Consider the following 25,062-nt stretch of genomic DNA (forward strand, 5'->3'; position numbering starts at 1 on the left):
ACCGCCGGTCCTCACGCGGCCGGCGGTACGACGACCGTGCCGGTCGCGGTGACCGCCACGATCGGCTCGGCGAGCACCTCGGCGGCGGACTCGCCCCGGTCGGGGCGGCCCCGGCACACCACCCGGGCGGCGAAGTCGATGGTGCGGCTGCGGGTGCCGACGCGGGTGACGGTGGCGGTGACCTCCAGCACGTCACCGGCCTTCATCGGCGCGACGAACTGCACGTCGGAGTAGGACGCGAACAGGCCCTCGTCGCCGTCGGTGCGGATGCACACCTCGGTGGCGACGTCACCGAACAGCCCGAGGGCGTACGCGCCGTCGACCAGGTTACCGGCGTAGTGGGCGTGCGAGTACGGCACGTACCGGCGGTGGATGACGGTCAGGCCCAGCCGTGCGTCGCTCATGCTCTCGCCTTCTTGTTCGTGATCAGCGCGTGGACCAGGTAGGAGGCGACCTCACCGGGGGTGGTGCCCCGGCCGAAGATCCGGTCGACGCCCAGCTCACCGGTCATCGTCTCGTCGAAGCGCGGACCGCCGACGATCAGCAGCGGCCGCTTCCCGGCCGGCATCGCCTCCCGGAACGCCGCCGACATCTCCCGGGTGTTGTGCAGGTGCGCGTCGCGTTGGGTGACGACCTGCGACACCAGCACCGCGTCGGCCTTCTCCTGCCGGGCGGCCTCCACCAGTTCCGGCACGCTGACCTGCGCGCCCAGGTTGGTGACCTTCAGCTCCCGGTAGTACTCCAGGCCCTTCTCCCCGGCGATGCCCTTGACGTTGAGGATCGCGTCGATGCCGACGGTGTGCGCGTCGGTGCCGATGCACGCCCCCACCACCGACAGCTTGCGCCGCAACTTCTGCTTCACCGTCGCGTTGACCTCCTTGGCCGACAGCAACGGGAAGTCCCGCTCCACCACCTGCACCGCGGAGAGGTCCACCAGATGGTTCACCCGCCCGTACACGACGAAGAAGGTGAACCCGTCGCCCATCTGGGTGGCGTGCACCAGCATCGCCGGGTCGATGCCCATCTTGTTGGCCAACTGCACCGCCGCGCCCTCGGCCCGCTTGTCGTGCGGCACCGGCAGCGTGAACGACACCTGCACCATGCCGTCGCCGGTGGTGTCCCCGTACGGCCGGACGATCTTCTTCGCGGCGTCGGGCGCGGCCGCTCCCGCTTCGACGGCGGTCATGCCGCCTCCCCTTCCAGGATGTCGGTGGCCGGGTTGTAGTAGTCGGCCTCGTGCCTCGCGACGCCGTCGAGGCCCTTGCCGCGGTCCGCGGGCCGCTTCATGATCCCGAAGGTGCCCTCGGCGATCGCGGTCAGCAGCGACTGCTGCCCGATGCGCTCCAGCAGGTCGACGGCCTCACCGAGGACCCGGTGGGCGCGCTGCTGGATGAACCCGCCCGGCGCGGGCACGAAGTCCTCGTGCAGCCCACCGGCCGCGCCCAGCACGTAACGCACGTTCTGCAGGGCGATGTCACGGTCCGACAGCCACGGCGTCACCACCGCCTCGGTCATCATGCCGACCAGCAGGATGCCCTGCCCGGTCATGGTGCCGACCAGGTTGAAGAACCCGTCGAGCAGGTTGCCGCGGAACACGTCACCGGTCATGTGCTTGGTCGGCGGCATCCACTTCAGCGGCGCGTCGGGGAACAGCTCCCGGGCCAGCAGCGCGTGCGCCAGCTCCAACCGGAACGACTCCGGCAGATCCGGGTTGATCTCGAACGCGTGCCCCAGCCCCAACTGCGCGTCGGCCAGCCCCGCCTCGTGCGCGAAGTACTCGTTGAGCAGCTGCGACACCGTCACCGTGTGCGCCTCCTCGACCGCGTCGGCGGTCGTGAGGTAGTTGTCCTCACCGGTGTTGATGATGATCCCCGCCCGGGCGTGCACCTGCCGGGAGAACCGCTGGTCGACGAACGTACGGATCGGGTTGATGTCGCGGAACAGGATCCCGTACATCGAGTCGTTGAGCATCATGTCGAGGCGTTCCAGGCCGGCCAGGGTGGCCATCTCCGGCATGCACAGCCCCGACGCGTAGTTCGTCAGCCGCACGTAGCGGCCCAACTCCTTCGACGACTCGTCCAACGCCGCCCGCATCAGGCGGAAGTTCTCCTGCGTGGCGTACGTGCCGGCGAAACCCTCCCGGGTGGCGCCCTCGGGCACGTAGTCCAGCAGCGACTGCCCCGTCGAGCGGATCACCGCGATCACGTCCGCGCCGGCCCGGGCCGCCGCCTGCGCCTGCGGGATGTCCTCGTAGATGTCGCCGGTGGCCACGATCAGATAGATCCACGGCCGCTGCTTCGGGTCCCCGTACCGCTTGACGAGGCGGTCCCGCTCGGCGCGGCGCCGGTCGATCTGCCGGATCCCGGCGCCGACCGCCTTACGGGCCGCCCGGCGGGCCGCGGTGGCGGCCCGGCCGGTCGGCTGGCCGAAACGCACCGACCCGGCGGCGGCCTTCTGCGCCAGCAACGTCACGTCGCTGATCTGCTCCCGCGCCAGCGCGTCGAACACCGGCACGCTCACCCCGTGCCCCAGCCCCACGTCCGCCACCACCGCGTCGACGAGCCGGTTCACCCACGGAATGCCGTCCGGGTCCGCGCCGCTCACCCCGGCCAGCCGCAACGCCGCCCGCTCCACCGACACCGTGGTGTGGCTGCGCGCCAACTCCACCACCGGCTGCCCGGCGCGGCGCGCCAACTCCCGCGCCCGCGCCACCAGCGCCGGATCCAGCCCAAGCTTGCCTGTCACGAGGAACCTTCCTGATAGATCACGTCACCGCGCAGCACCGTCGCCCGGCACACCGGCAGCGGCGTCGGGTCGTGCGCGCCCCGCGCCTCCGGGTCGTCGGCCTGCAACACCGGCAGCCCCCGCTGCACCCCGGCCGGGGTGTCCCACACCGCGAACGTCGCCGGCGCACCCAACGCCAGCACCCCCTCGGCGTCCAGGTGCACCGCCCGCCACCCGCCCCGGGTGTGCGCGGCGAACGCCGCCCGCTCACTCATCCGCTGCCCCGGATTGTGATGCGCCGCCGCCGCCCGCACCGAACCCCACGGGTCCAGCGGCGTCACCGGCGAATCCGACCCGAACGCCAACGCCACCCCGACGCCGTGCATCGCCCCCATCGGGTTCGACGCCAACGACCGGTCCAGACCCAACCGCGACTCGTACATCCGGCCCGCGCCGCCCCACAACCGGTCGAACGCCGGCTGCATCGACGCCACGATGCCGTACTCCACGAACCCCGCGATCAACCGCTTGCTCATGATCTCGGCGTGCTCGATCCGGTGCCGGGCCGCCCGCAACCGGTCCACCCCGAGCGTGCGCGCCGCCCCGGCGAACCCCTGCAGCACCGTCGCGATCGCCGCGTCCCCGATCGCGTGGAAGCCGCCCTGCAGGCCGTGCGCCGCGCAGTCCAGCAGATGCTCCCGCACCTGCTCGGCGCTGACGTACCCGTGCCCGCAGCCACCCGGCTCACCGTCCAGGTACGCCGCCGACACGTGCGCCGTCCGCGAGCCCAACGCCCCGTCGGCGAACAGGTCCCCGCCCGCGCCGACCGCGCCCAGCTCCCGGGCCCGCGCCGCGCCCAGCAGCTCACCCCAGTACCCGTACACCTCCGGCACGCCCTGCCCCGAGATCGCCAGCAGCCCGGTGAAGTCCTCCTCGTCGGAGATCTCCGGCCCACCGCACTCGTGCACCGCCGCGATCCCCAACGACGCCGCGTGCCCGAGGGCCCGCCGCTGCGCGTCGACCCGCTGCGCCCGGGTCACCGACGCGAACGCCGCCGCCCGCACCACGTGATGCGCGTCACGGCGCAACCAGCCCGACGGGTCGAAGCCGGCCGCCGCCGCCGCGTCCGGACACGCCGCCAGCAGCGCCGCCGACACCAACGCCGAATGGATCGACGCCTGCGACAGATACACCCGCCGGCCGCCCGCCGCCCGGTCCAACGCCCCCGCGTCCGGCGGCTGCGGCACCGGCCACGTCGAGTCGTCCCAGCCGTGCCCCAGCACCACCGCGTCGCCCGGCAGACCCGCCGCGAACCCCGCCACCGCGTCCAGCAGCTCACCCGCCGAGCGCACCGCCGACAGGTCCAGCCCCGACAACGCCAGGCCGGTGTCGGTGGCGTGCACGTGAGCGTCCACGAACGCCGGCGTCACCAACGCCCCGTCCAGCTCCACCACCCGGTCCGCGCCCGGCGCGTCCGCGTCCGCGCCCAGCCAGGCGATCCGGCCGTCACGCACCAGCAGCGCCGTCGCGGACGGGTCGGCCGGACAGTGCAGCACGCCACCGCGGTACAAGATCGAGGGGTTCGTCATGACGTCAGTCTGCCGCCAACCGGGCCTCGAACAGACGACGCACCCCCGGCTCGCCGCGCAGCAGCTCCAACGCCAGCTCCGCGTGCCCCGGCACGTAGCCGTTACCGACCAGCATCGTCACGTCCGCCGCCAGGCCCTCCGCGCCCAACGCCGCCGCCGCGAAACTCGTCGCCATCGAGAAGAAGATCACCGTGCCGCCGTCCGCGGTGGCCAGCACCGCCCCGTGCTCGCAACCCGGCACGTCCACGCAGACCACCGTCACGTCCGCCGGGGAACCCAACGCGGTCGTCACCGCCGTCGACAGGCCCACCGGGTCGCGGGCGTCGGCCAACGCCACCACGTCCGCCAGCCCGGCCGCGTCCAGCGCGTCGCGCTCCGCCGCCACCGGCACCACCCCGACGGTACGGTCCGCGCCGGCCCGCCGCGCCGCCGCAAGCGACAACGAGCCGCTCTTGCCGGCCCCACCGATCACCGCCACCCGCACCGGCCGCGGGTCACCGGCGCGCCGCCGGCGCGCCACCTGCTCGGCGACCACCCGCGCGGTCAACGCCGGCGCCCCGCACACGTCCAGCACCGCCAACGACAGCTCCGGGTGCAGGTCCGCCGGCAGCACCGCCGCGATGGAGCGGGCGAACAGGATCGCGTACCCGTCGCAGGGCACCTGCTCGCTGCGCCCGTCCCAGCGGGCCAGGCCGTCGGTGACCGTCAGCGGGGTCAGCGTCAGCGACACTAGCGTCGCCACCCGGTCACCGGGCGTCAACCCCAGCGGCGAGCGCTTCCCGGCCTCCTCGACGGTGCCGATCAGCATGCCGCCGGAGCCGGTCACCGGGTTCTGCATCTTGCCGCGCGCCGAGATGATCTCCAGCACCTCGGCGCGGACCTTCTCGCCGTCCCCGCCGTGCTTCTCCGACAACTGCCGGAAACTCGCCGCGTCCAGGTTCAGCCGCTCCACCCGGATCCGCACCTCGTTCGCGGCGATCCGCGGGTCGGCGTCGAGGCGCCAGGCCGCCTGCGGCAGCACCCCCGCCGGTTCCACAACACGGTGCAGACCCACCGGTGACGTCACGCCGACCCCCTATGCCAAGCCACCCGAACCCTCGACCAGGGCTCGCTTCACGGGAAAACTTCCGGCAGACTAATTTCTTCACCGGATATTTTCCAGTAGCCTTCGCAAAACAATGATCAACCCGCACCGCAACGAGGAGGGGCCGTGACCCAGACCCAACCGGTGGAGACCATCCCAGCGCCCCGCACCGAGCCGGTCGCGGTCCCCACCGCCGGACAGCCCTACGAATACCGCCGCAGCCCCCTGGTCGAACCCGACTGGACCCGCTTCCCCGGCTGGCGCCACATCACCCGCGAACAGTGGGAGAACGCCCAGTGGCAGCGCGTCAACTGCGTCAAGAACATCAAGCAGCTGCGCACCGTCCTCGGCGACCTCGTCGACGAGACCTTCTACGCCGACCTCGAGGCCGACCAGCAGAACCTCGCCACCATGTCCATGCTGGTGCCCCCGCAGATGCTCAACACCATGGTGCCGCATCAGCCCATGACCACCGAGGCGTTCCTCGCCGACCCCATCCGGCGCTACATGATCCCCGTCGCCTCCGACCGGCGCACCGACTGGCCCTCACACCCCTACGCCAGCCGCGACAGCCTCCACGAACACGACATGTGGGTCGCCGAAGGCCTCACCCACCGCTACCCCACCAAGGTCCTCGCCGAACTGCTCTCCACCTGCCCGCAGTACTGCGGGCACTGCACCCGCATGGACCTCGTCGGCAACTCCACCCCCGCCGTCGACAAGCTCAAGCTCACCCTCAAGCCCGTCGACCGCTACGACGCCCACATCGCCTACCTCAAGAACCACCCCGGCGTACGCGACGTCGTCGTCTCCGGCGGCGACGTCGCCAACGTGCCGTGGAAGAACCTCGAGTCCTACCTGATGCGACTGCTGGAACTCGAAACCGTCCGCGACATCCGCCTCGCCACCAAGGCCCTCATGGGCCTGCCCCAGCACTGGCTGCAGCACGACGTCGTCGAAGGCCTGGAACGCGTCGCCCGCACCGCCGCCCGCCGCGGCGTCAACCTCGCCATCCACACCCACGTCAACCACGCCCAGTCGATCACCCCACTGGTCGCCAAGGCCGCTCAGACCGCCCTCGACGTCGGCGTCCGCGACGTCCGCAACCAGGGCGTCCTCATGCGCGGCGTCAACGCCACCAGCGCCGACCTGCTCGACCTCTGCTTCGCGCTGCAGGGCGAAGCCGGCATCCTGCCCTACTACTTCTACATGTGCGACATGATCCCCAACGCCGAGCACTGGCGCGTCCCCGTCTGGCACGCCCAGCAGCTCCAGCACGACATCATGGGCTACCTGCCCGGCTACGCCACGCCGCGCATCGTCTGCGACGTCCCCTTCGTCGGCAAGCGCTGGGTGCACATGCTCACCGAGTACGACCGCGAACGCGGCATCTCCTACTGGACCAAGAACTACCGCACCTCGATCGAGTCCGCCGACCTGGAAGCGCTCAACAAGCGCTACGCCTACTACGACCCGATCGACACCCTCCCCGAAGCCGGCCAGACCTGGTGGCACGCCCACCGCAACGACTGACCGCAGCACCACCCGTCGCCCCCGCCGCCCACCTCAGGCCGCGGGGGCGACCCCGTATCAGCAGCACACCAGACCCGCCACCACCCGCAACACCCGACGCCCCTCCCCCGGCTCCGCCACCAACTCCGCCGGACACCCCCGGACTCCCTCAACCGCGCGGCGCGTACATGATCACGGCCACCCCCACCAGGCAGATCACCGCGCCCGTCACGTCCCACCGGTCCGGGCGGAACCCGTCCACCAGCACCCCCCACGCCAACGACCCGGCCACGAACACACCCCCGTACGCGGCCAGGATCCGGCCGAAGTTCGGGTCCGGCTGGAACGTCGCCACGAACCCGTACGCCCCCAACGCCAGCATCCCGGCCGCCACCCACCACAGCCCGCGCTGCTCCCGCCAGCCCTGCCAGACCAGCCACGCGCCGCCGATCTCCGCCAGCGCGGCCAGCACGAACAGCAGCAGGGAACGCAGCACCGTCACCCCGCGACCCTAACCAGCCGCCCCGCCCGCCCCGGACACGACGGTGGGCCCTCGGGATCTTCCGGGGGCCCACCGTCCGTACGGGTCACTTCTCGAAGGCGTCCTTCACGTCCCGGCCGGCCTGCTTGACGTGTTCCCCCGCCTGCCGAGCCCGGGCCGTGCTCTGTTCGCTGGCGCCCTCCGCCCGCAACCGCTCGTTGTCGGTGACGTCGCCGAGCCGCTCCTTCGCCACGCCGCTCAGCTCCTGGGCCTTGTTCTTCGCCTTCTCGGTGAAGCTCATCGGACTCCCTCCGCCGTCGCGGTACGCCGGGCCGTCCGGCCCGTTCCGGGTCGCGTCCCCACCCTGGGTGCCGTGAAACGTCACCCAGGCGTGGTGGTGCACCACCTGTAAGGCGTCCTAGGACACTAGGTGCACGGTGGGGAAGCGTGGCTGGTTAACTGGGCGGATGGGAGAGATCCTGCTGATCCGCCACGGTGAGACCACGTGGAGCGCCAGCCACCGGCACACCTCGTACACCGACCTGGAGCTCACCCCCGACGGCGAGCGGCAGGCCCGCGCCCTGGCCCCGGTGCTCGCCGGACGCCGCTTCGCCCGGGTGCTGGCGAGCCCCCGGCAGCGGGCGCTGCGCACCGCGCAGCTCGCCGGGCTGGAGGTCACCGCCACCGACCCCGACCTGGCGGAATGGAACTACGGCGAGTACGAGGGCCGGACCACCGCGGACATCCGGTCCGACCGCCCGGACTGGAACATCTGGACCGACGGCTGCCCCGGCGGGGAGTCACCGGAGCAGGTCGGCGCCCGCCTCGACCGGGTGCTCGCCCACGTCACTCCCCTGCTGGAGCGAGGCACCGTCGCGCTGGTCGGGCACGCACACAGCCTGCGGGTGCTGGGCGCCCGCTGGATCGGGCTGCCGCCCTCCGGCGGCGGACTGCTGCGGCTCGACACCGCCACCGTCTCCGTGCTCGGTCACGAGCACGGACGACAGGTCATCCTGCGCTGGAACCAGCCGGTTCCCCCGCCGCCCGGGACCGCCCCCGACCTGGCCGGTCCCCACTGATCCGCGGCGGACGGTTCTCGTACGGCGTGGAGAGCACCACGGTGGTGCGGGTGGTGACATTCGCCGCGGTGCGGATCTCCTGCAGCAGCCGCTCCAGGTCGGCCGGCCCGGCCACCCGCACCAGCAGCATGTAGAAGTCCTCCCCGGCCACCGAGTAGCAGGAGTCGATCTCCGGCAGGTGGGCCAGCCGCTCCGGCGCGTCGTCCGGCTGGGAGGGGTCGAACGGCCGGATCGCCACGAACGCGGTCAGCGGCAGGTCCAGCGCCTCGAACGAGACGCGCGCGGCGTAACCCCTGATGACACCGCGCTGCTCCAGCCGGCGGACCCGCTGGTGCACGGCGGACACCGACAGCCCCACCCGCTCGGCGAGGTCGGTGTACGACAGCCGACCGTCCCCGGTCAGCGCGGCGACAATGGCCCGGTCGATCTCCTCCACGCGGTGCAACCTACCGGAGATAACGCTCCCATGGCGTACCCGACCCGGCCGGCGTCACGCCGGGCGGGCCGTCCGGTCGCGTACCGCGTCCGCCGCGTAGTTGAGCACGTCCGCCAGGTCCTCCTCGTCGAGGAACGGCAGGTCGGTGAGAATGTCGGTGACCGACATCCCCTCGGCCATCATCGCCAGCAGGGTCGCCACGGGGATCCGCGACTGCCGCACGCAGGGCGCACCCCCCATGACGTCGGGGTCGACGGTGATCCGCTCGAAGGCCATCGGCACAGGCTAGTGGCCCTTGGCGAGGGCGCGGGAGATGACCAGCCGCTGGATCTGGTTGGTGCCCTCGACGATCTGGAGCACCTTGGCCTCGCGCATGTACCGCTCGACCGGGTGGTCGGCGACGTAGCCGGCGCCGCCGAGCACCTGCACCGCGTCGGTGGTCACCCGCATCGCCACGTCGGTGGCGAACAGCTTCGCCTTCGCCGCCTCGATCGAGTACGGCCGGCCGGCGTCGCGCAGCCGGGCGGCGGCCAGCAGCAGCGCCCGGGCGGCGGAGATCTGGGTGGCGTGGTCGGCGAGGGTGAAGCCGAGGCCCTGGAAGTCGATGATGGCCCGGCCGAACTGCTGGCGTTCCTTCGCGTACCCGACCGCGTAGTCGAGGGCGGCCTGGGCCAGGCCCACCGCGCAGGCGGCGATGCCGAGCCGGCCGGAGTCCAGGGCGGACATGGCGATGGTGAAGCCCATCCCCTCCCCGCCCAGCAGCCGCTCGGCCGGGACCCGGGCGTCGTCGAAGGCGATCTGCGCCACCGGGGAGGCGTGCAGCCCCATGGTGCGCTCGGCGGCCTGCGGGTGGATGCCGGGGGTGCCCCGGTCGGCCAGCAGGCAGGAGATGCCCTTCGGGCCGGGGCCGCCGGTGCGGCAGAAGACGTTGTAGAAGTCGGCGACCCGGGCGTGGGTGATCCACGCCTTGGTGCCGGAGACCACGTAGTCGTCGCCGTCGCGGACCGCCCGGGTGGTCAGCGCCGCCGCGTCGGAGCCACCCTGCGGCTCGGAGAGGCAGTACGCGCCGAGCAGTTCCCCGCCGATCATGTCCGGCAGCAGCTTGCGCTGCTCGTCGGTGCCGAACTGGGCCAGCGGGTAGCACGAGAGCGTGTGCACGCTGACCGCCTCGGCGACGGCGAGCCAGCGGCTGGCGAGGACCTCCAGCACCTGGACGTAGACCTCGTACGGCTGGGCCGCGCCGCCGTGCTCCTCGGCGTACGGCAGGCCGAGCAGGCCGGCCCGGCCCAGGGTGCGCAGCACCTCGCGGGGGAACTCGGCGCGCTCCTCGAAGCCGGCGGCCTTCGGGGCGAGTTCGCGGTCGGCGAGCTCGGTGGCGAGTTCCAGCAGGTCGTGGGCCTCGTCGGTGGGCAGGATCCGGTCGACGTTCATAGCGCGATGAGCTCCGTGGGGGTGGTGTTGAGCCGTTGCCCGCCGTCTGGGGTGCAGACGACGATGTCCTCGATCCGGGCGCCGTGCCGCCCGGCGAGGTAGATCCCGGGTTCGACCGAGAAGACCATGCCGGCCGCCAGCGGCCGGGGGTTGCCGGCCACCACGTACGGCTCCTCGTGGGTGTCGAGGCCGATGCCGTGGCCGGTGCGGTGCAGGAAGGCGTCGCCGTGACCGGCGGCGGTGATCAGGTCCCGGGCGACCGCGTCGAGCGCCTCGGCGGTGACCCCGGGGCGGACCGCCGCCACCGCGGCCCGCTGCGCCTCGCGCAGCACCGCGTAGTAGTCGCTGAACTCGGCCGGCGGTGGCCCGCCGACCACGTAGGTGCGGGTGCAGTCGGAGCGGTAGCCCGACGGCATGGTGCCGCCGATGTCGACCACCACCGGCTCGCCGCGCCCGATCGGCCGGTCGGCGGCGCCGTGGTGCGGGCTGGCGCCGTGCGGGCCGGCGGCGACGATGACGAAGTCGACGCTCACGTGGCCGGCGGCCCGGATCGCGGCGGCGATGTCGGCGGCCACCTCGACCTCGGTCCGGCCGGGCCGCAGCCACTCCCCCATCCGGGTGTGCACCGCGTCGATCGCCGCGCCCGCCTCGGCCAGCGCGGCCACCTCGGCCGGCGACTTGTGGACGCGCAGCTCGCGCAGCACCTCGGAGGCGAGCCGCTGGGCGGCCCCGGGCAGCGCGGCGCGCAGCGCGAGGACCTGTTCGGCCCACATCCGGTCGGCCAGGCCCACCGCGGCCACCGGGCCGGGCAGCGCGGCACGGACCAGCGGGTACGGGTCGGTGCCGTCGGGGTGGTCGACGATCCGCACGCCGGTGGCGGGGGCGGCCTCCGCGCCCGGGCGCTCCAGCGTCGGCACGATCAGGATGGGCTCGCCCTGGGCGGGCAGGACCAGGCAGGTCAGCCGCTCTCCCTCGTGGGCGTCGTAGCCGGTGAGGTAGCGCAGGTCGGAGCCGGGGGTGAGCAGCAGCGCGTCGAGACCGGCGGCGGCGGTGGCGCGTTGCGCGGCGGCCAGCCGCTCGGCGGGGTACAGCTCCTCGGATCCCACCCACCGAGCTTAACGGTCGTTTGGTACCGGCCGGGAGTCGGCCGTCCGGCCGCTTCCGGTGCACCGCGGCCACCGGAGGCCGTCAGATCGGCCCAAACGGGCGTTCAGGGGACCATCCCCAGTCAATCATCTGTTGACCTCAGTGAATCGCGCATAGACGCACACAATTCTCCATGCGTACCCTGTCCGACAGCCCTGACAAAAACGCTTTACATTGCCGCCGCCACGACTCTCCCGAATCATTTTCGGGGTGCCGTGAATTCGACATGACTGAATGTTGTGACAGCGATTACCGGGTGCTCTAATGGTGGCGACGCGAGGGGCCCACCGCGTCGCGACCCGCTACTCCGTAGGAGGAAAACGTGGAGCAGAAGGTGCAGACCAAGCGCAAGCCGGCCAAGGTCGTCGTGCGCAAGCTGGAGAAGCTCGAGACCACCGCCATCATCATCGACCCGGGCTGCCGCAACGACGTCTGCGGCTGACCGAACAATACCGGCCGGGGCGCGGAATCGCGCCCCGGCCGGCCGGTGGAGGAGGTGTCCGGCACCATGCTGCGGCCCCGGATAAAGGGCATTCACAAACCCGTCCGACTGACCCCCGAGCTGATCAACATCGGCGGCCGGCAAATGGGCGTCGGCGCGGAGATCGACGACCCCGACGGCAGCCTGTGGTCGCTGCTGGGCCTGATGGACGGCACCCGTACCCGGGACGAGATCGTCGCCGACCAGGCCGCCGCCCGACCCGACACCAGCGCCGACGAGACCGCCGAGGCGATGCAGACGATCATCGACGCGGGTTACGTCGAGGACGCCGCCGCCGCCCCGCCGCCGACGCTCAGCCCGGCGGAACTCGACCGGTACGACCGGGCGCTGACCTACTACGCCTGGGTGGACCTCACCCCCCGGCCGTCCCCGTACGAGGCGCAGGCCCGGCTCAAGGCCAGCCGGGTGGTGGTGGTCGGGCTCGGCGGCACCGGCTCGGCCGTCGCGTCCGCCCTGGTCGCCGCCGGGGTGGGCGCGGTGCACTGCGTCGACTTCGACCGGGTCGAGCCGAGCAACCTCACCCGGCAGCTCATCTACACCGAGGACGACGTCGGCGCGCCGAAGATCGCCACCGCGGTACGCCGGCTCGGCGCGCTCAACTCCCACGTCGAGGTCACCGGCGAGGAGACCCGGGTGGACTCCGCCGACACCCTGGCCCGGCTGATGCGCGACAGGGACCTGCTGGTGCTCTGCGCCGACCAGCCCCGGCACGCCATCCGGGACTGGACCAACACCGCCGCCCTGCGCACCGGCACTCCCTGGCTGCTCGCCCAGTACGCCGGCCCGATGGCCGTGGTCGGGCTCTTCGTCCCCGGCCAGACCTGCTGCCAGGACTGCCTGCCCAGCGTCAACGACCGGCTGCGCGAGCACTACGGCGGCGAACCGCAGGAGCTGTTCCCGTTCACCGGGCACGCGGTGATCGCCCCGTCGGCCAACCTCACCGGCCACCTCGCCGCCCTGGACGCGGTGCACCACCTCGCCGGCATCCCGGCCAGCACCCGGGGCCGGATGTTCCACCTCAGCCTCACCGACCTGACCTACCACTACACCGTGCGGCCCCGCCCCGGGCGGACCTGTGGCACCTGCGGCTGGCGGGAGGAGGACCGGTGACGGTCCTGGACGAGCAGAGCCGCCCCCGGGTGGCGCACCTGGTGGTCCGGCGCGAGGACGACGACGAGTACGTCGTCGGGGACCCGGCCACCGGCACCTTCGTGGTGGTGCCCGAGGTCGGCGCCCGACTGGTCGAGCTCTTCGCCGCCGGCCGGACCGTCGCCGAGGCCGCCGAGCAGGTGGAACGCGACACCGGCGAGGCCATCGACGCGCTGGACTTCGTCACCGTGCTGACCGAGGCCGGCGTCCTCGACGACCGCCCGGTCGAGGCCGCCCGCCCCGCGCCCCGGCACTGGTCGATCTCCCGGATCCCGGCCCGCTACGTCCGGCCGCTGTTCGGCCCGACCGCCTGGACCTGCTACGTCGGCTGCCTGGTGGCCACCGCGCTCATGTTCGCCGCCGAGCCGTCGCTGCTGCCCACGTACGAGGACACCTTCATCTTCCCCGACGTGGTGCTCAGCCTGCTGGTCACCAACGTCGTGGTGGTGGTGCTGACGGTCGTGCACGAGGTATGGCACGCCCTGGCCGGCGCGGCGGTCGGCGTGCCGTCGCGGCTACGGGTGGAGCGGCGGGGCATCTTCCCGGTGCTGGAGACCGACCTGACCGGCCTCTGGGCCCTGCCGCCGGAGCGCCGCTACGGACCGTTCCTGGCCGGCATGGCGATCGACGCGGTGCTGCTCTTCGCCGCCGTCGCGCCCCGTTTCGCCTGGTCGCGTGGCTGGATCGACCTCTCCCCCGAGGTGATCCGGTTCCTCGCCATGGTGGTCTTCAGCCAGGTGGTCAAGCTGGCCTTCCAGACCCTGGCGTACCTGCGTACCGACATGTACCTGGTGATGGCGACCGCGACCGGCTGCCGCAACCTGCACCAGGTGACCCGGCTGTCGCTCAAGCGCCGGATCCGCCGGCTCACCCCCGCCGAGTCGACCGTGCTGCGCGACGCGCACGAGCGCGACCTGCGGGTGTCGCGCTGGTACCGGCTGCTGTACCTGGCCGGGCTGGTCTGGATGGCCTGGTTCGCGGTGCACTTCCTCTACCCCAGCGCCAAGGTGACGCTCGGCTGGGCCGCCGGGGTGCTCGTCGGCGCGCCCGTCGCCAGCGCGTACTGGTGGGAGGGGATCGCGCTGGCGCTGTTCGCGTCGCTGAACGTGCTGCTGCCGCTCGGGGTGGTCGTGCGCAACCGTCGTCGGGCCGGGAGGGCCGTGGCATGAGCCGTCGCTGGTGGGGCACGCTGGTCAGCGCGATCGTCACCACGCTCGGCGTGGTGACCATGTCCAGCCTCGGCTTCGGGGTGGTGCTCGGGCTCGCCGCCGAGGACTCCGCGCTGCCCTGCGACCGGCTGCCCGGCACCGCCCAGCCGTTCGAGGGCAACCGGCACATCCCGTACGAGGGCGCGCCGCACGAGCCGTACCGGACCGTGCCGCCGACCTCGGGCCCGCACTCGCCCCGGGTGGTCATCCCGGGCATCTACCGCGACCCGGTGCCCGAGGAGTTGCAGGTGCACGTCCTGGAACACGGGCACGTGCTGATCCAGTACGCCCGGGACGTGCCCGCCGCCGACGTGCGCGCGCTGGAACGCATCGGCCGCCGCCACCCCCGGGACACGGTGGTCGCGCCGTACCCCCCGCTGGGCCACGGCATCGGGCTGACCGGCTGGCAGCGGCTGCAACGCCTCGACGCGGTCGACGAGCGCGCGGTCGAGGAGTTCGTCACCCGGGTCGCCGGCCGCTACGACCACGGCTGGCAGCACGGCGCGACCGACTGCGTCAGCCGCTGACGCGGTCGGTCGCCCGCCGACGGCCTGCGCGGCCCGATCCCCACCGGCCCGGAAGCCGGCGGCGCACCGCCGATCGGCCGGGACGCGCCGGCGCCGGGCCGGGAGTAGGGTGCGCGCGTGGAGGACCACCGGGCACTGTTTCTGCGGGCCGCCGAGCACGCGGCCGCCTACCGGCGGTCGCTGCCGGGCCGGCCGGTGGCCGTACCGATCGACCAGGCCGCGGTGGTGGACGCGTTCGCCGGGCCGCTGCCCCGCACCCCCTCACCGCCGGAACAGGTGCTGGCGGAGCTGCTCGCTGCGGCCGAGCCGGGTCTGGTGGCCGGCGCCGGCCCCCGCTACTTCGGGTTTGTGGTGGGCGGAGCGCTGCCGGCCGCGACCGCGGCCGAGATCGTCGCCACCGGCTGGGACCAGCTCGCGTTCAACACCGTCACCTCGCCGGCGGCCATGGCGGCCGAGACCGTCGCCGGCGGGTGGCTCAAGGAGCTGCTGGGCATCCCCGGATCGGCGTCGGTCGGCTTCGTCACCGGTTGCCAGGCGGCCAACACCGTCGGCCTCGCCGCCGCGCGCCACAAGGTGCTGGCCGACGTCGGCTGGGACGTGGAACGGCGCGGGCTGCCCGGCGCGCCGGCGATCCGGGTGATCGCCGGCGCCGAACGACACGGCACCGTCGACCGGTCGCTGCGGCTGCTCGGCCTCGGGACGGACGCGGTGCAGCCGGTGGCCGCCGACCCGAACGGAGCCATCGACCTCGGGTCGCTGCGGGCGGTGCTGCGCTCGGGTGCCCGCGGGCCCACCATCGTCTGCCTGCAGGCCGGCAACGTGAACACCGGCGCCTGCGACCCGCTGCGCGAGGCCTGCGACCTGGTGCACCGGCACGGCGGCTGGGTGCACGTGGACGGCGCGTTCGGGCTGTGGGCCGCGGCGAGCCCCCGCACCCGGCATCTGGTGGACGGGCTGGCAGCGGCGGACTCGTGGGCCTGCGACGGCCACAAGTGGCTGAACCTGCCGTACGACTCGGCGTTCGCGTTCTGCGCGCGGCCCGACACGCACGCGGCAGCCATGTCGTACACCGCCGCCTACCTGGTGGGCTCCGGCGGCGAGCCGGTGGGCGCGGACCTGACCGCCGAGTCGTCCCGGCGGGCGCGCGGCTTCGCCGTCTGGGCCGGGCTACGCGAACTCGGCCGCGACGGGGTCGCCGCGCTGGTCGACCGCTGCTGCGCGCTGGCCCGCCGGTTCGCCGACGGGCTCACCGCCGCCGGCTTCGAGGTGGCCAACGACGTGGTGCTCAACCAGGTGCTGGTCGGCTTCGGCGACGACGCGCGCACCGACCGGGTGGTGGCGGCCGTGCAGGCGGACGGCACCTGCTGGGCGGGCGGGACCACCTGGCGGGGGCGACGGCTGATGCGGATCTCGGTGTCCAACGCGACCACCACGGAAGCGGACGTGGACCGGTCGATCGCCGCGATCGTCCGGCTCGCGGCCTGACGGGTGGTTCCACCCCTCCTGGGTGATCGGAAAGCGACAAAACCCCACATTCGCGTTCGATGCGGCAGGGTCCGAGGGCGTGGGTCCCCGACGGTCGGGGTCACCGGTCCCAGGAGGTCGCCGCCATGTTCCGAGCCGCCCTACGGGTTCCCGTCGCGCTCCTCGCCCTGGGCTGTCTCGTCCTGGCCGCCGAGGGTTCCGCGGGCACGGGTACGGCCGCCGCCGCGTACCGGGCCGACGGCGGGCACGGCCCGGGCGACCGGGACCCGATCGACGGACGGGTGCGCGCGGCCATGGCGCGGATGACCCTGCCGGAGAAGATCGGCCAGATGTTCGTCCTGCAGGTCAACGGCGACACCGCCACCACCACCAACCCGACCGACGTGGCCGCCAACCAGGCGCTATACGGCGCCGGCGTGCGCAACGGCGCGGACCTGGTGGCGACGTACCACCCCGGCGGCATCATCTACTTCACCGGGACCGACAACCTGAACAACCCGCAGCAGGTCGCGCTGCTCTCCAACGGGCTGCAACGGGCCGCGCTGGCCGGGCACGGCGTGCCGCTGCAGATCAGCACCGACCAGGAGGGCGGCGTCGTCACCCGGATCCCTCCCCCGTCGGCGATCTCCCCGGGCAACATGGCCATCGGCGCCACCTTCGACCGCGACCTGTCCTACACGACCGCCGCCGCCACCGGCCGGCAACTGCGCGCGATGGGCATCGCCATGGACCACGCCCCGGTCGTCGACGTCAACACCAACCCCCGCAACACCGTCGACGGCACCCGCGCCTTCAGCGACCGGACCCGGACGGTCTCGGTGTTCGGGGCGGCGGCCGTGACCGGGTACCAGCACAACGGGGTCGCCGCCACCGCCAAGCACTTCCCCGGCCTGGGCAGCGCCGAGGCCAACCCCGACACCGGGATCGCCGTGGTCGACGAGACCCGGGAGGAGATCCTGCGCACCGACATCCCGCCGTTCCGCGCCGCCATCGCCGCCGGGGTCAAATCGATCATGCCGACCGCGGTGATCGTCCCCGCGCTGGACCCGACCCGGACCCCGGCCATCCTGTCCCGGCCGATCCTGACCGGGCTGCTGCGGAACCAGCTCGGCTACGACGGCGTGATCATCACCGACGCGCTGCGCGCCGAGGCGCTGGCGAGCATCCCGCAGCCGCAGGTGATCCTCGGCGCGGTCCACGCCGGCAACGACGAGCTGCTGCTGCCGACGGACCCGCCCGCCGCCATCGCCACCCTCTCCGCGGCGGTCCGCGACGGCACGGTCAGCCGGCAGCGCATCGACCGGTCGGTGTACCGGATCCTGCGGATGAAGGCCGAGCTGGGGCTCTTCGACAACCCGTTCACCACCGGCGAGGCGGTCGACTCGACCGTCGGCACCCCGGCCCAGCAGCAGGTCATGGCCGAGGCCGCCCGCCGCTCGATCACCCTGCTGCGCAACGCCACCGGCCTGCTGCCGCTGCCCGCCGACTCCGGCCGCCACGTGCTGGTCACCGGCTGGGGCTTCAGCTCCGTACCCGCCCTGGCCGACAAGCTGAACGGGCGAGGTCTCGTCGCGACGCCGATGTGGACCGGCTCGCCCGACGCGCAGACGATCAGGCAGGTGGTGGCGGCGGCCGGCGCGAGCGACGTGACCGTGGTGCTGACCAACAACGCCTGGGGCGACGTCACGCAGCAGAACCTGGTCACGGCGCTGCTGGCCAGCGGAGCCAAGGTCGTCACGGTCGCGGTCGGGGGGCCGTGCGACATCGCGTACCTCCCCACCGCCCCGGTCTACCTGGCGGCGTACGGGTACCGCGACGTCTCGCTCACCGCCCTCACCGACGTGCTGACCGGCGGGCAACCCGTCGGCCGCCTGCCGGTCACCGTCCGCACCCCCGACGGCAGCCGGGTGCTCTATCCGTACGGCTCGGGCATCGGCTACCCGACGACGGCGGGCGGTCGCTGAGCGGTCACGGGCCGCGCAGCCCGCCCGGCCCGGGCCCGTTGGGTCAGCCCGACGCAGCCGAGCACCACCAGCGCCACCCCGATCGAGGCGGGACCCACCGTCTCGCCCAGCAGCAGCGCCGACCAGAGCAGGGTCAGCACCGGCTGGGCGAGCTGCACCTGGCCGATCCGGGCGACCCCGCCCCGGGCCAGGCCCGCGTACCAGGCGAAGAAGCCCAGGAACATCGAGACCACGGTGAGGTAGCCGAAGGCCGCCCAGGCGGTGCCCCCGGCCCGGGGCGGGTGGGCGAACCCGGCGAGCAGCGTGACGGGCAGCGTCGCCGGCAGCGAGAGCAGCAGTGCCCAGCAGATCGTCCGGGCGCCGCCCAGCTCCCGGGCCAGCGCACCGCCCTCGGCGTAGCCCAGTCCGCACAGGACGACCGCCGCCAGCAGGAAGAGGTCGACCGCCGACAACCCGCCCCGCACCGTGCCGCTCACGATCAGGAAGGCGAGCACGGTGAGCAGGCCGCCGAGGCAGGCGACCCAGAACACCGGCGGTGGCCGCTCACCGGCCCGCAGGACCGCGAACCCGGCGGTCATGGCCGGCAGGACGGTGACCACGACCGCGCCGTGCGCGGAGGTCTGGGCCGTCAACGCCAGCGAGGTGAACAGCGGAAAGCCCACCACCACGCCGACCGCGACCACCGCCAGCCGCCACCACTGGCGCCGGGAGGGTCGCGGTGCGCGACTGAGCCGCAGGTACGCCGTGGCCAGCAACGCCGCCCCGACGGCCCGCCCGAAGGCCACGAACCAGGGATCGAGCTGCTGCACCGCGACCCGGGTCGCCGGCAACGACAGGCTGAAGGCGAGCACCCCCAGGGCGCCGAGGCCCAACCCGGCCAGCCACTCCCCCGTTACCGTCGCGGGCACAGTAGCGCTACTCTCTCTTCTCATGGATGACGGTAACGCAGCGCACCGCGTTATCCAAGATCTACGCCGACTGGTGGCCGCCGTCCCACCGGGGGCGCGGCTACCGTCGATGCGCGAGCTGACCGCCCGGCACCACGCCTCGCCGGTGACCGTCGCCGAGGCGGTCCGTCACCTGGTCGCCGAGGGACTGGTCGAGACCCGCCCGGGCCAGGGGACGTACGCCGCGACCCGGCCCGCCCGACGGCCCGCGCCGGACCTCTCCTGGCAGACGGTGGCCCTCGGCTCCCGCCGGCCCGGCGAGGACGAGCTACGCGCCCTGCTGGCGCTCCCGCGACCGGGGGCGATCCCGCTCTCCGGCGGTTACCTGGACCCCGACCTGCAGCCCACCGCCGCGCTCGGCGCCGCGCTCGCCCGGGCCGCCCGCCAGCCCGCCGCCTGGCAGCGCGGCCCGGCCGAGGGACGCGCCGACCTGCGTGCCTGGTTCGCCCGCGAGGCCGACGCCGGCCTGCACGCCGACGACCTGGTGATCTGCCCCGGCGGGCAGGCCGCGCTCTCCTGCGCGCTGCGCGCCCTCGCCGCGCCCGGCGACACCCTGCTCGTCGAGTCCCCGACCTACCTGGGCGCGCTCGCCACCGCCCGGGCCGCCGGGCTGCGCGTGGTCCCCGTCCCCACCGACGCCGACGGCGTCCTGCCCGACCAGCTCGCCGCCGCCTTCGCCCGCACCGGTGCCCGGCTCTTCTACTGCCAACCGCTGTACGCCAACCCGACCGGCGCGACCCTCGCGGCGCACCGTCGCGCCCCGGTCGCCGAGGCGGTCCGCGCCGCCGGGGCGTTCCTCCTCGAGGACGACTACGCCCGCGACCTCACCATCGACGGCGAGGCACCGCCACCGCTGGCCGCCGACGACCGGGACGGCCACGTGGTCTACCTGCGCTCGCTGACCAAGTCCAGCGCCCCCGGGCTGCGGATCGCCGCGATCGGGGCCCACGGCCCGGCGGGTGCCCGGCTGCGCTCGGCCCGGCTGCTCGACGACCTCTTCGTCGCCGGCCCCCTGCAACAGGCCACCCTGGAGCTGGTCACCGCCCCGGCCTGGTCCCGGCACCGCCGGGCCCTGCGCACCGCGCTGAAGAGCCGGCGCGAGGCGCTGCTGACCGCCCTGCGCCGGCACCTGCCCGACCTCGTCCCGCCGGTGCCGCCGCGCGGTGGCCTGCACCTCTGGGCCCGGCTGCCCGACGGCGTCGACGACAGCGCGGTGGCCGGCGCGGCCGCCGCCGAGGGGGTCGTGGTCTTCCCCGGCCGCCCCTGGTACGCCGCCGAACCGCCGGCACCGTACCTGCGGCTCACCCACGCCGCCGCGCCGCCCGACCTGATGGACGAGGCGGTCCGCCGGCTCGCCCGGGCGCTGGCAGCCACCTGATCCACTGCGGCACCGACCGTCCGCAATGGACCGGTTGCGGGGAGTGGTCACACTGGACCCATGGTGCGAATCATCCTCAACCTGTTGTGGCTCATCCTCGGCGGCGGCATCGTCCTGGCCCTGGGCTACGCCGTCGCCGCGCTGATCTGCTTCGTCCTGATCATCACCATCCCGTTCGGGGTGGCCTCGCTGCGCCTCGCCGGCTACGCGCTCTGGCCCTTCGGCCGCACGCTCGTGCAGAAGCCGGGCGCCGGCGTCGCCTCCTGCGCGGCGAACGTGCTCTGGGTGCTGCTGGCCGGCTGGTGGCTGGCGCTGTCGCACATCGTCGCCGGGGTGACCCTCTGCCTCACCGTCATCGGCATCCCGTTCGGCGTCGCCAACTTCAAGCTCGTGCCGGCCGCGCTCTGGCCGCTCGGCCAGCACGTCGTCGACGCCCCCTGACCGGCGGCCCCGGCCCCGGCCCGACCGTCGGCCGCAGGGTCATCATCCGCGCGGGTCACCACCTCTAGGGCATCCTAGGAGGCTGGACCGTGGCGGGGCAGGATCGGGAACCGGGCTCGCCCGGCCCGCACCCCGACTACGGTCGGAAGCGTGGCCGGTCGACGCAGGGTGATCGAGGCGCTCACGGCGGACCCCGCCCTCACCGAGCTGCGGCACTCACTGGTGACGTACTACGGCGACCCGGCCCGCGACGCCGCGATGGACGCCTTCTACGCGGACTTCGTCCACCCCGGTGACCTGGTCTTCGACGTAGGGGCGCACGTCGGCGACCGGCTGGCCAGCTTTCGCCGCCTCGGCGCCCGGGTGGTGGCCGTCGAGCCGCAGCCACTGTGCGCACGGGTGCTCCGGACGCTCTACGGCGACGATCATCAGGTGACCCTCCTCGAGGCGGCCTGCGCGGCCCGGGCCGCCCCGGTCCGGCTGCACGTCAACTCCGCCAACCCCACCGTCTCCACGGTCTCCCCGCAGTTCATCGCGGCGGCCGCGGACGCCGCCGGGTGGGCGCACGAGACCTGGGACGCCGAGATCGGGGTCGCCGGCACCACCCTGGACCACCTGGTGGCGACGTACGGCACGCCAGCGTTCGTCAAGATCGACGTCGAGGGCTTCGAGGAGGCGGTGCTGGCCGGCCTGACCCGCCCGCTGCCGGCGCTGTCGTTCGAGTTCACCACGATCGCCCGCGACCTGGCGCTGCGCTGCCTCGACCGGGCCACCCGACTCGGCTTCACCGGGTTCAGCGTGGCGCTCGGCGACCAGATGTCCCTCGCCCTGCCCCGCCGGCTGCCGGCGGCCGAGGTGGCCGCCTACCTGGCGGCGCTGCCCTACGAGGTCAACTCCGGCGACGTGTACTGCACCGCGCCCGGCGGCTGAGCCGTCACCTCCCCCGGTCCGGACGGGCCGGCCGACGATCCACATCGATGCTGGTCAGCACCGCTTTTCACCGTCACGCAGGTGGGCCGCTTTATACAGCTTTTGAAATTAGCCATGGTTCGTTACCTGCTCGTTATTGACGCGGCCCGATCCCCTTCGGTTGACTGCGACGGAACCGGTCCCGCAACCGGTTCCGAACTGGAGGATCCCGTGCCGATCACGATCGCCGACGTCGCCACCCGGGCGGGGGTGAGCAAGACGACCGTGTCCCGGGTGCTCAACGGCAAGGGCGAGGTGCACGTGCACACCGCCGACCGGGTGCGCGCGGTGATCAGCGACCTCGGGTACGTGCCGAGCGCCCGCGCCGTCGGCCTGGCCCGGGGGCGGACCCGGGTGGTCGGCATGCTGGTGCCCGCGCTCACCTGGCCCTGGATGGGCGAGGTGCTGCAGGGCGTGGCGGACGTCGTGGAGTCCGAGGGGTACGGGCTGCTGCTGTTCACCTGCACCCGAGGTGACGAGTCGATGCGCCGCTTCACCTCGCAGGTCTCCGCCAAGTCCTTCGACGGTCTGCTCGTGGTCGAGCCGGAGGGCACCCTCGACCACATCACCGACCTGCACGAACGCGGCCTACCGGTGATCCTGATCGACGACCGGGGCCACCAGCCCGGCTTCCCGTCGGTGCGGACCACCAACGAGGCCGGCGCGCGGGCGGCGGCGGCGCACCTGCTGGCCCACGGACGGAAACGGCCGCTGGTCGTCACCGGCCTGAGACGCTTCGGCTGCACCCGGGAGCGGCTCGCCGGGTTCGCGGCCGGGTACGCCGAGGCCGGCCTGCCCATCGACCCCGCCCTGGTCGTCGAGGGTGACTTCACCTTCGACTGCGGCCGGTCGGCGGTGCGCCGCCTGCTCGCCGACCGGGTCCCGTTCGACGCGGTCTTCGCCCACAACGACCTCTCCGCCGCCGGAGCGCTCCAGGCGCTGCGGGACGCCGGCCGGCGGGTTCCGGAGGACGTGGCGGTGGTCGGCTTCGACGACCTGCCGCTGGCCGGGCACACCCATCCACCGCTGAGCTCGGTGCGCCAGCCGTTGCGGGAGATGGGGGCGGTCGCCGCCCGTACCCTCATCGCCCACCTCGGCGGGACGCCGCTGCCCGGCACCCCGACCGTGATCCCGACGAGCTTCACCGTCCGGGCGTCGACCGGCGCCCCCTGACCTCGCCACCGCTGTAGCACCACCCGCGCCGGCGGGCCCGGCCCACCGGCGGTACCACCGCACACCCTCCATCCACCACCATCCCGCTCGACGATCGCGGGAGCACCGAGGGAGACCTCCATGAGAAGAAGGCAACTCCTCGCCGTCGCGCTGGCCGGCGCGATGGCCACCGGCGTCGCCGCCTGCGGCGACAGCCCGAACGCCAACAAGAAGAACGGCCAGGCGGCCACGGTGCTGAACGTCGGCATGCCCAACGGCCCGCAGGCCGAGAACAACAACCCGTTCCTCACCACGTCCGCCGCGGCCTCGCTGGGCTACCGCTGGCAGATCTACGAGCCGCTGATGATGTGGAACCCGGTGAAGCCGGCCGACCCGTTCAAGCCGTGGCTGGCCACCAAGGCCGAGTGGTCGCCGGACTACACCTCGGTGAAGGTCACCATCCGGACGGACGCCACCTGGTCGGACGGGCAGAAGGTCACCGCCGAGGACGTGGCCTTCACCTACAACCTGGTGAAGAAGTACCCGGCGCTGAACGACCAGGGCGTGCCCTACGCGGACGCGACCGCCAGCGGAAACGACGTCACCATCAGGATGGAGAGCCCGCAGTTCGTCAACCAGCAGAAGGTGCTGTGGCGGGTGCCGATCGTGCCCAAGCACATCTGGGAGAAGATCAGCGACCCGACGACCGACACCGTCAAGCAGCCGGTCGGCAGCGGCCCGTACACCTTGAAGTCCTTCACCCCGGCCAGCATGACCCTGTCGGTCCGCGACAAGGGATACTGGCAGGACCTGCCCAAGGTCAAGGAACTGCGCTACACCTCCTACACGGACAACAGCGCGCAGACGACCGCGCTGGCCAACGGCGAGTCGGAGTGGAGCTTCGTCTTCATCCCCAACTACCAGGCCGTCTTCGTGGCCAAGGACCAGCAGCACCACAAGGTGTGGGCGCCGGCGATCCTCGGCATCCACGGCCTCTACCTCAACACCACGAAGAAGCCGTTCGACGACCCGGCGCTGCGCCGCGCCATGAACATGGTCATCGACCGCGCCGACATCTTCACCACGGCCGAGGCCGGCTACTTCCACCCGCAGGTGAAGAGCGTCACCGGCCTGCCCAGCCCGGCCGGTGACTCGTTCGTCGCACCCGACTTCAAGGGCCAGGAGCACAAGGTCGACGTCGACGGCGCCAAGGCGCTGCTGACCGGCGCCGGATACAAGCTGGAGGGCAACACCCTCAAGGACAGGACCGGCAAGGCCGTCACCATCAAGCTGACCGACCCGGCCGGCTGGTCCGACTACCAGACCAGCCTGGAGATCGTGAAGGACAACCTCTCGAAGATCGGCATCGCCGCCACGATCGACAAGGCCAACCAGGACGCCTGGTTCCGCAACGTCGAGCAGGGCAACTTCGAGGCGACCTTCCGGTGGACCGAGGGCGGCGCCACGCCGTACGACATCTACCGGACGGTCATGGACGGCCGGCAGCTCAAGCCGATCGGCACCGCCTCACCCGCCGGCAACTTCGGTCGCTTCGACAACCGGGAGGCGACCGACGCCCTGGTCGCCTACGCGAAGGCGACCGACGACGCCGCGCGCACCACCGCCATGAACACGCTGCAGAAGATCTTCGTCGACCAGATGCCGATGATCCCGGTCGGCGCGGACAACATCGGCGGCGCGTACAGCACGAAGAACTGGACCGGCTGGCCGGACGACGCGAACCCGTACGGCGCCATGCAGCCCACCCAGCCCAACGCGGTGGACGTGGTCCTGCACCTCAAGCCCGCCAACGGCTGACCCCGCCAACCGCCTCCCCGGCCGGCCGTGGCCGGCCGGG

24 protein-coding genes are annotated in these 25,062 nt (G+C 73.1%); 12 read left to right on the forward strand and 12 right to left on the reverse strand.

Going from position 1 to position 25,062, the window contains the following annotated elements:
* Positions 1-11: 11 nt before the first annotated feature.
* Genes kal through kdd form a run of 5 tightly spaced genes read right to left on the reverse strand, consistent with a single transcriptional unit; the run spans position 12 to position 5,379 of the window.
* On the reverse strand, positions 12-404 hold the full coding sequence (gene kal / locus GA0070611_RS08345; protein WP_091660315.1) for a 3-aminobutyryl-CoA ammonia lyase: 393 nt from the start codon (positions 402-404) through the stop codon (positions 12-14).
* Positions 401-1,186 (reverse strand): lysine 5,6-aminomutase subunit beta, encoded by a 786-nt coding sequence (gene kamE, locus GA0070611_RS08350; protein WP_091660318.1) that lies wholly within the window; start codon positions 1,184-1,186, stop codon positions 401-403. Before kamE ends, kal begins: the two co-directional genes overlap by 4 nt.
* Positions 1,183-2,745, reverse strand: a complete 1,563-nt coding sequence (gene kamD / locus GA0070611_RS08355) for a lysine 5,6-aminomutase subunit alpha (RefSeq protein WP_091660328.1) — start codon at positions 2,743-2,745, stop codon at positions 1,183-1,185. The genes kamE and kamD overlap by 4 nt, the downstream gene beginning before the upstream one ends.
* Entirely contained in the window at positions 2,742-4,313 is a 1,572-nt protein-coding gene (locus GA0070611_RS08360; protein WP_091660332.1) for an amidohydrolase, read from the reverse strand. Before GA0070611_RS08360 ends, kamD begins: the two co-directional genes overlap by 4 nt.
* A gap of 4 nt (positions 4,314-4,317) precedes the next feature.
* On the reverse strand, positions 4,318-5,379 hold the full coding sequence (gene kdd, locus GA0070611_RS08365) for an L-erythro-3,5-diaminohexanoate dehydrogenase (protein WP_091660336.1): 1,062 nt from the start codon (positions 5,377-5,379) through the stop codon (positions 4,318-4,320).
* 144 nt (positions 5,380-5,523) lie between these two features.
* Here kdd and GA0070611_RS08370 point away from each other — a divergent pair, with 144 nt between their 5' ends.
* The gene (locus tag GA0070611_RS08370; RefSeq protein ID WP_091660340.1) at positions 5,524-6,930 is read left to right on the forward strand and encodes a KamA family radical SAM protein; all 1,407 of its coding nucleotides are present in this window, start codon (positions 5,524-5,526) and stop codon (positions 6,928-6,930) included.
* A 148-nt stretch (positions 6,931-7,078) separates the two neighbouring features.
* On the opposite strand, the gene GA0070611_RS08375 is transcribed toward GA0070611_RS08370, so the two are convergent.
* Both GA0070611_RS08375 and GA0070611_RS08380 read right to left on the reverse strand, forming a co-directional pair.
* Entirely contained in the window at positions 7,079-7,411 is a 333-nt protein-coding gene (locus tag GA0070611_RS08375) for a YnfA family protein (protein WP_091660343.1), read from the reverse strand.
* A gap of 85 nt (positions 7,412-7,496) precedes the next feature.
* Positions 7,497-7,691 carry a CsbD family protein gene (locus GA0070611_RS08380; protein ID WP_091672643.1) on the reverse strand — a complete coding sequence of 65 codons (195 nt, stop codon included), beginning with the start codon at positions 7,689-7,691 and terminating at the stop codon, positions 7,497-7,499.
* Between the two features lie 166 nt (positions 7,692-7,857).
* On the opposite strand from GA0070611_RS08380, the gene GA0070611_RS08385 reads away from it, so the two are divergent.
* Positions 7,858-8,469, forward strand: a complete 612-nt coding sequence (locus GA0070611_RS08385; RefSeq protein ID WP_091660347.1) for a histidine phosphatase family protein — start codon at positions 7,858-7,860, stop codon at positions 8,467-8,469.
* Here GA0070611_RS08385 and GA0070611_RS08390 read toward each other — a convergent pair.
* Genes GA0070611_RS08390 through GA0070611_RS08405 form a run of 4 tightly spaced genes read right to left on the reverse strand, consistent with a single transcriptional unit; the run spans position 8,399 to position 11,442 of the window.
* The gene (locus GA0070611_RS08390) at positions 8,399-8,905 is read right to left on the reverse strand and encodes an Lrp/AsnC family transcriptional regulator (RefSeq protein ID WP_091660351.1); all 507 of its coding nucleotides are present in this window, start codon (positions 8,903-8,905) and stop codon (positions 8,399-8,401) included. The two genes, GA0070611_RS08385 and GA0070611_RS08390, sit on opposite strands and share 71 nt — an antisense overlap.
* Before the next feature lie 54 nt (positions 8,906-8,959).
* Entirely contained in the window at positions 8,960-9,181 is a 222-nt protein-coding gene (locus tag GA0070611_RS08395; protein WP_091672645.1) for a DUF433 domain-containing protein, read from the reverse strand.
* A 9-nt stretch (positions 9,182-9,190) separates the two neighbouring features.
* Positions 9,191-10,336: an acyl-CoA dehydrogenase family protein gene (locus GA0070611_RS08400; protein WP_091660355.1), complete on the reverse strand. Its 1,146-nt coding sequence runs from the start codon at positions 10,334-10,336 to the stop codon at positions 9,191-9,193.
* Positions 10,333-11,442 carry a M24 family metallopeptidase gene (locus GA0070611_RS08405; protein WP_091660360.1) on the reverse strand — a complete coding sequence of 370 codons (1,110 nt, stop codon included), beginning with the start codon at positions 11,440-11,442 and terminating at the stop codon, positions 10,333-10,335. The genes GA0070611_RS08400 and GA0070611_RS08405 overlap by 4 nt, the downstream gene beginning before the upstream one ends.
* Before the next feature lie 536 nt (positions 11,443-11,978).
* On the opposite strand from GA0070611_RS08405, the gene GA0070611_RS08410 reads away from it, so the two are divergent.
* The 5 genes from GA0070611_RS08410 to GA0070611_RS08425 all read left to right on the forward strand — a co-directional run bounded on the left by GA0070611_RS08410 (position 11,979) and on the right by GA0070611_RS08425 (position 18,317).
* Complete coding sequence (locus tag GA0070611_RS08410; protein ID WP_157740256.1) at positions 11,979-13,094, forward strand: HesA/MoeB/ThiF family protein; 1,116 nt, start codon at positions 11,979-11,981, stop codon at positions 13,092-13,094.
* Positions 13,091-14,302: a hypothetical protein gene (locus tag GA0070611_RS31025; protein ID WP_157740258.1), complete on the forward strand. Its 1,212-nt coding sequence runs from the start codon at positions 13,091-13,093 to the stop codon at positions 14,300-14,302. The genes GA0070611_RS08410 and GA0070611_RS31025 overlap by 4 nt, the downstream gene beginning before the upstream one ends.
* Positions 14,299-14,868 carry a DUF3105 domain-containing protein gene (locus GA0070611_RS31030; protein WP_157740260.1) on the forward strand — a complete coding sequence of 190 codons (570 nt, stop codon included), beginning with the start codon at positions 14,299-14,301 and terminating at the stop codon, positions 14,866-14,868. The genes GA0070611_RS31025 and GA0070611_RS31030 overlap by 4 nt, the downstream gene beginning before the upstream one ends.
* 117 nt (positions 14,869-14,985) lie before the next feature.
* A complete protein-coding gene (locus tag GA0070611_RS08420) occupies positions 14,986-16,353 on the forward strand; it encodes a pyridoxal phosphate-dependent decarboxylase family protein (RefSeq protein WP_091660368.1) in 1,368 nt (455 codons plus the stop codon).
* A gap of 125 nt (positions 16,354-16,478) precedes the next feature.
* Positions 16,479-18,317, forward strand: coding sequence for a glycoside hydrolase family 3 protein (locus GA0070611_RS08425; RefSeq protein ID WP_091660373.1), 1,839 nt, complete (start codon positions 16,479-16,481; stop codon positions 18,315-18,317).
* On the opposite strand, the gene GA0070611_RS08430 is transcribed toward GA0070611_RS08425, so the two are convergent.
* On the reverse strand, positions 18,290-19,225 hold the full coding sequence (locus GA0070611_RS08430; protein ID WP_231921371.1) for a DMT family transporter: 936 nt from the start codon (positions 19,223-19,225) through the stop codon (positions 18,290-18,292). The genes GA0070611_RS08425 and GA0070611_RS08430 overlap by 28 nt on opposite strands.
* 22 nt (positions 19,226-19,247) lie before the next feature.
* Here GA0070611_RS08430 and GA0070611_RS08435 point away from each other — a divergent pair, with 22 nt between their 5' ends.
* The 5 genes from GA0070611_RS08435 to GA0070611_RS08455 all read left to right on the forward strand — a co-directional run bounded on the left by GA0070611_RS08435 (position 19,248) and on the right by GA0070611_RS08455 (position 25,022).
* Entirely contained in the window at positions 19,248-20,642 is a 1,395-nt protein-coding gene (locus tag GA0070611_RS08435; RefSeq protein WP_091660383.1) for an aminotransferase-like domain-containing protein, read from the forward strand.
* Between the two features lie 60 nt (positions 20,643-20,702).
* Entirely contained in the window at positions 20,703-21,083 is a 381-nt protein-coding gene (locus GA0070611_RS08440) for a YccF domain-containing protein (protein ID WP_091660387.1), read from the forward strand.
* 150 nt (positions 21,084-21,233) lie between these two features.
* Positions 21,234-22,013, forward strand: a complete 780-nt coding sequence (locus GA0070611_RS08445) for an FkbM family methyltransferase (RefSeq protein ID WP_231921372.1) — start codon at positions 21,234-21,236, stop codon at positions 22,011-22,013.
* Between the two features lie 210 nt (positions 22,014-22,223).
* On the forward strand, positions 22,224-23,225 hold the full coding sequence (locus GA0070611_RS08450) for a LacI family DNA-binding transcriptional regulator (protein ID WP_091660390.1): 1,002 nt from the start codon (positions 22,224-22,226) through the stop codon (positions 23,223-23,225).
* Positions 23,226-23,345: 120 nt separating this feature from the next.
* Positions 23,346-25,022 (forward strand): ABC transporter substrate-binding protein, encoded by a 1,677-nt coding sequence (locus tag GA0070611_RS08455; RefSeq protein ID WP_091660394.1) that lies wholly within the window; start codon positions 23,346-23,348, stop codon positions 25,020-25,022.
* Positions 25,023-25,062 lie beyond the last annotated feature (40 nt).

Origin of the sequence: Micromonospora auratinigra (assembly GCF_900089595.1) — a bacterium.
Taxonomy (GTDB): Bacteria; Actinomycetota; Actinomycetes; order Mycobacteriales; family Micromonosporaceae; genus Micromonospora; species Micromonospora auratinigra.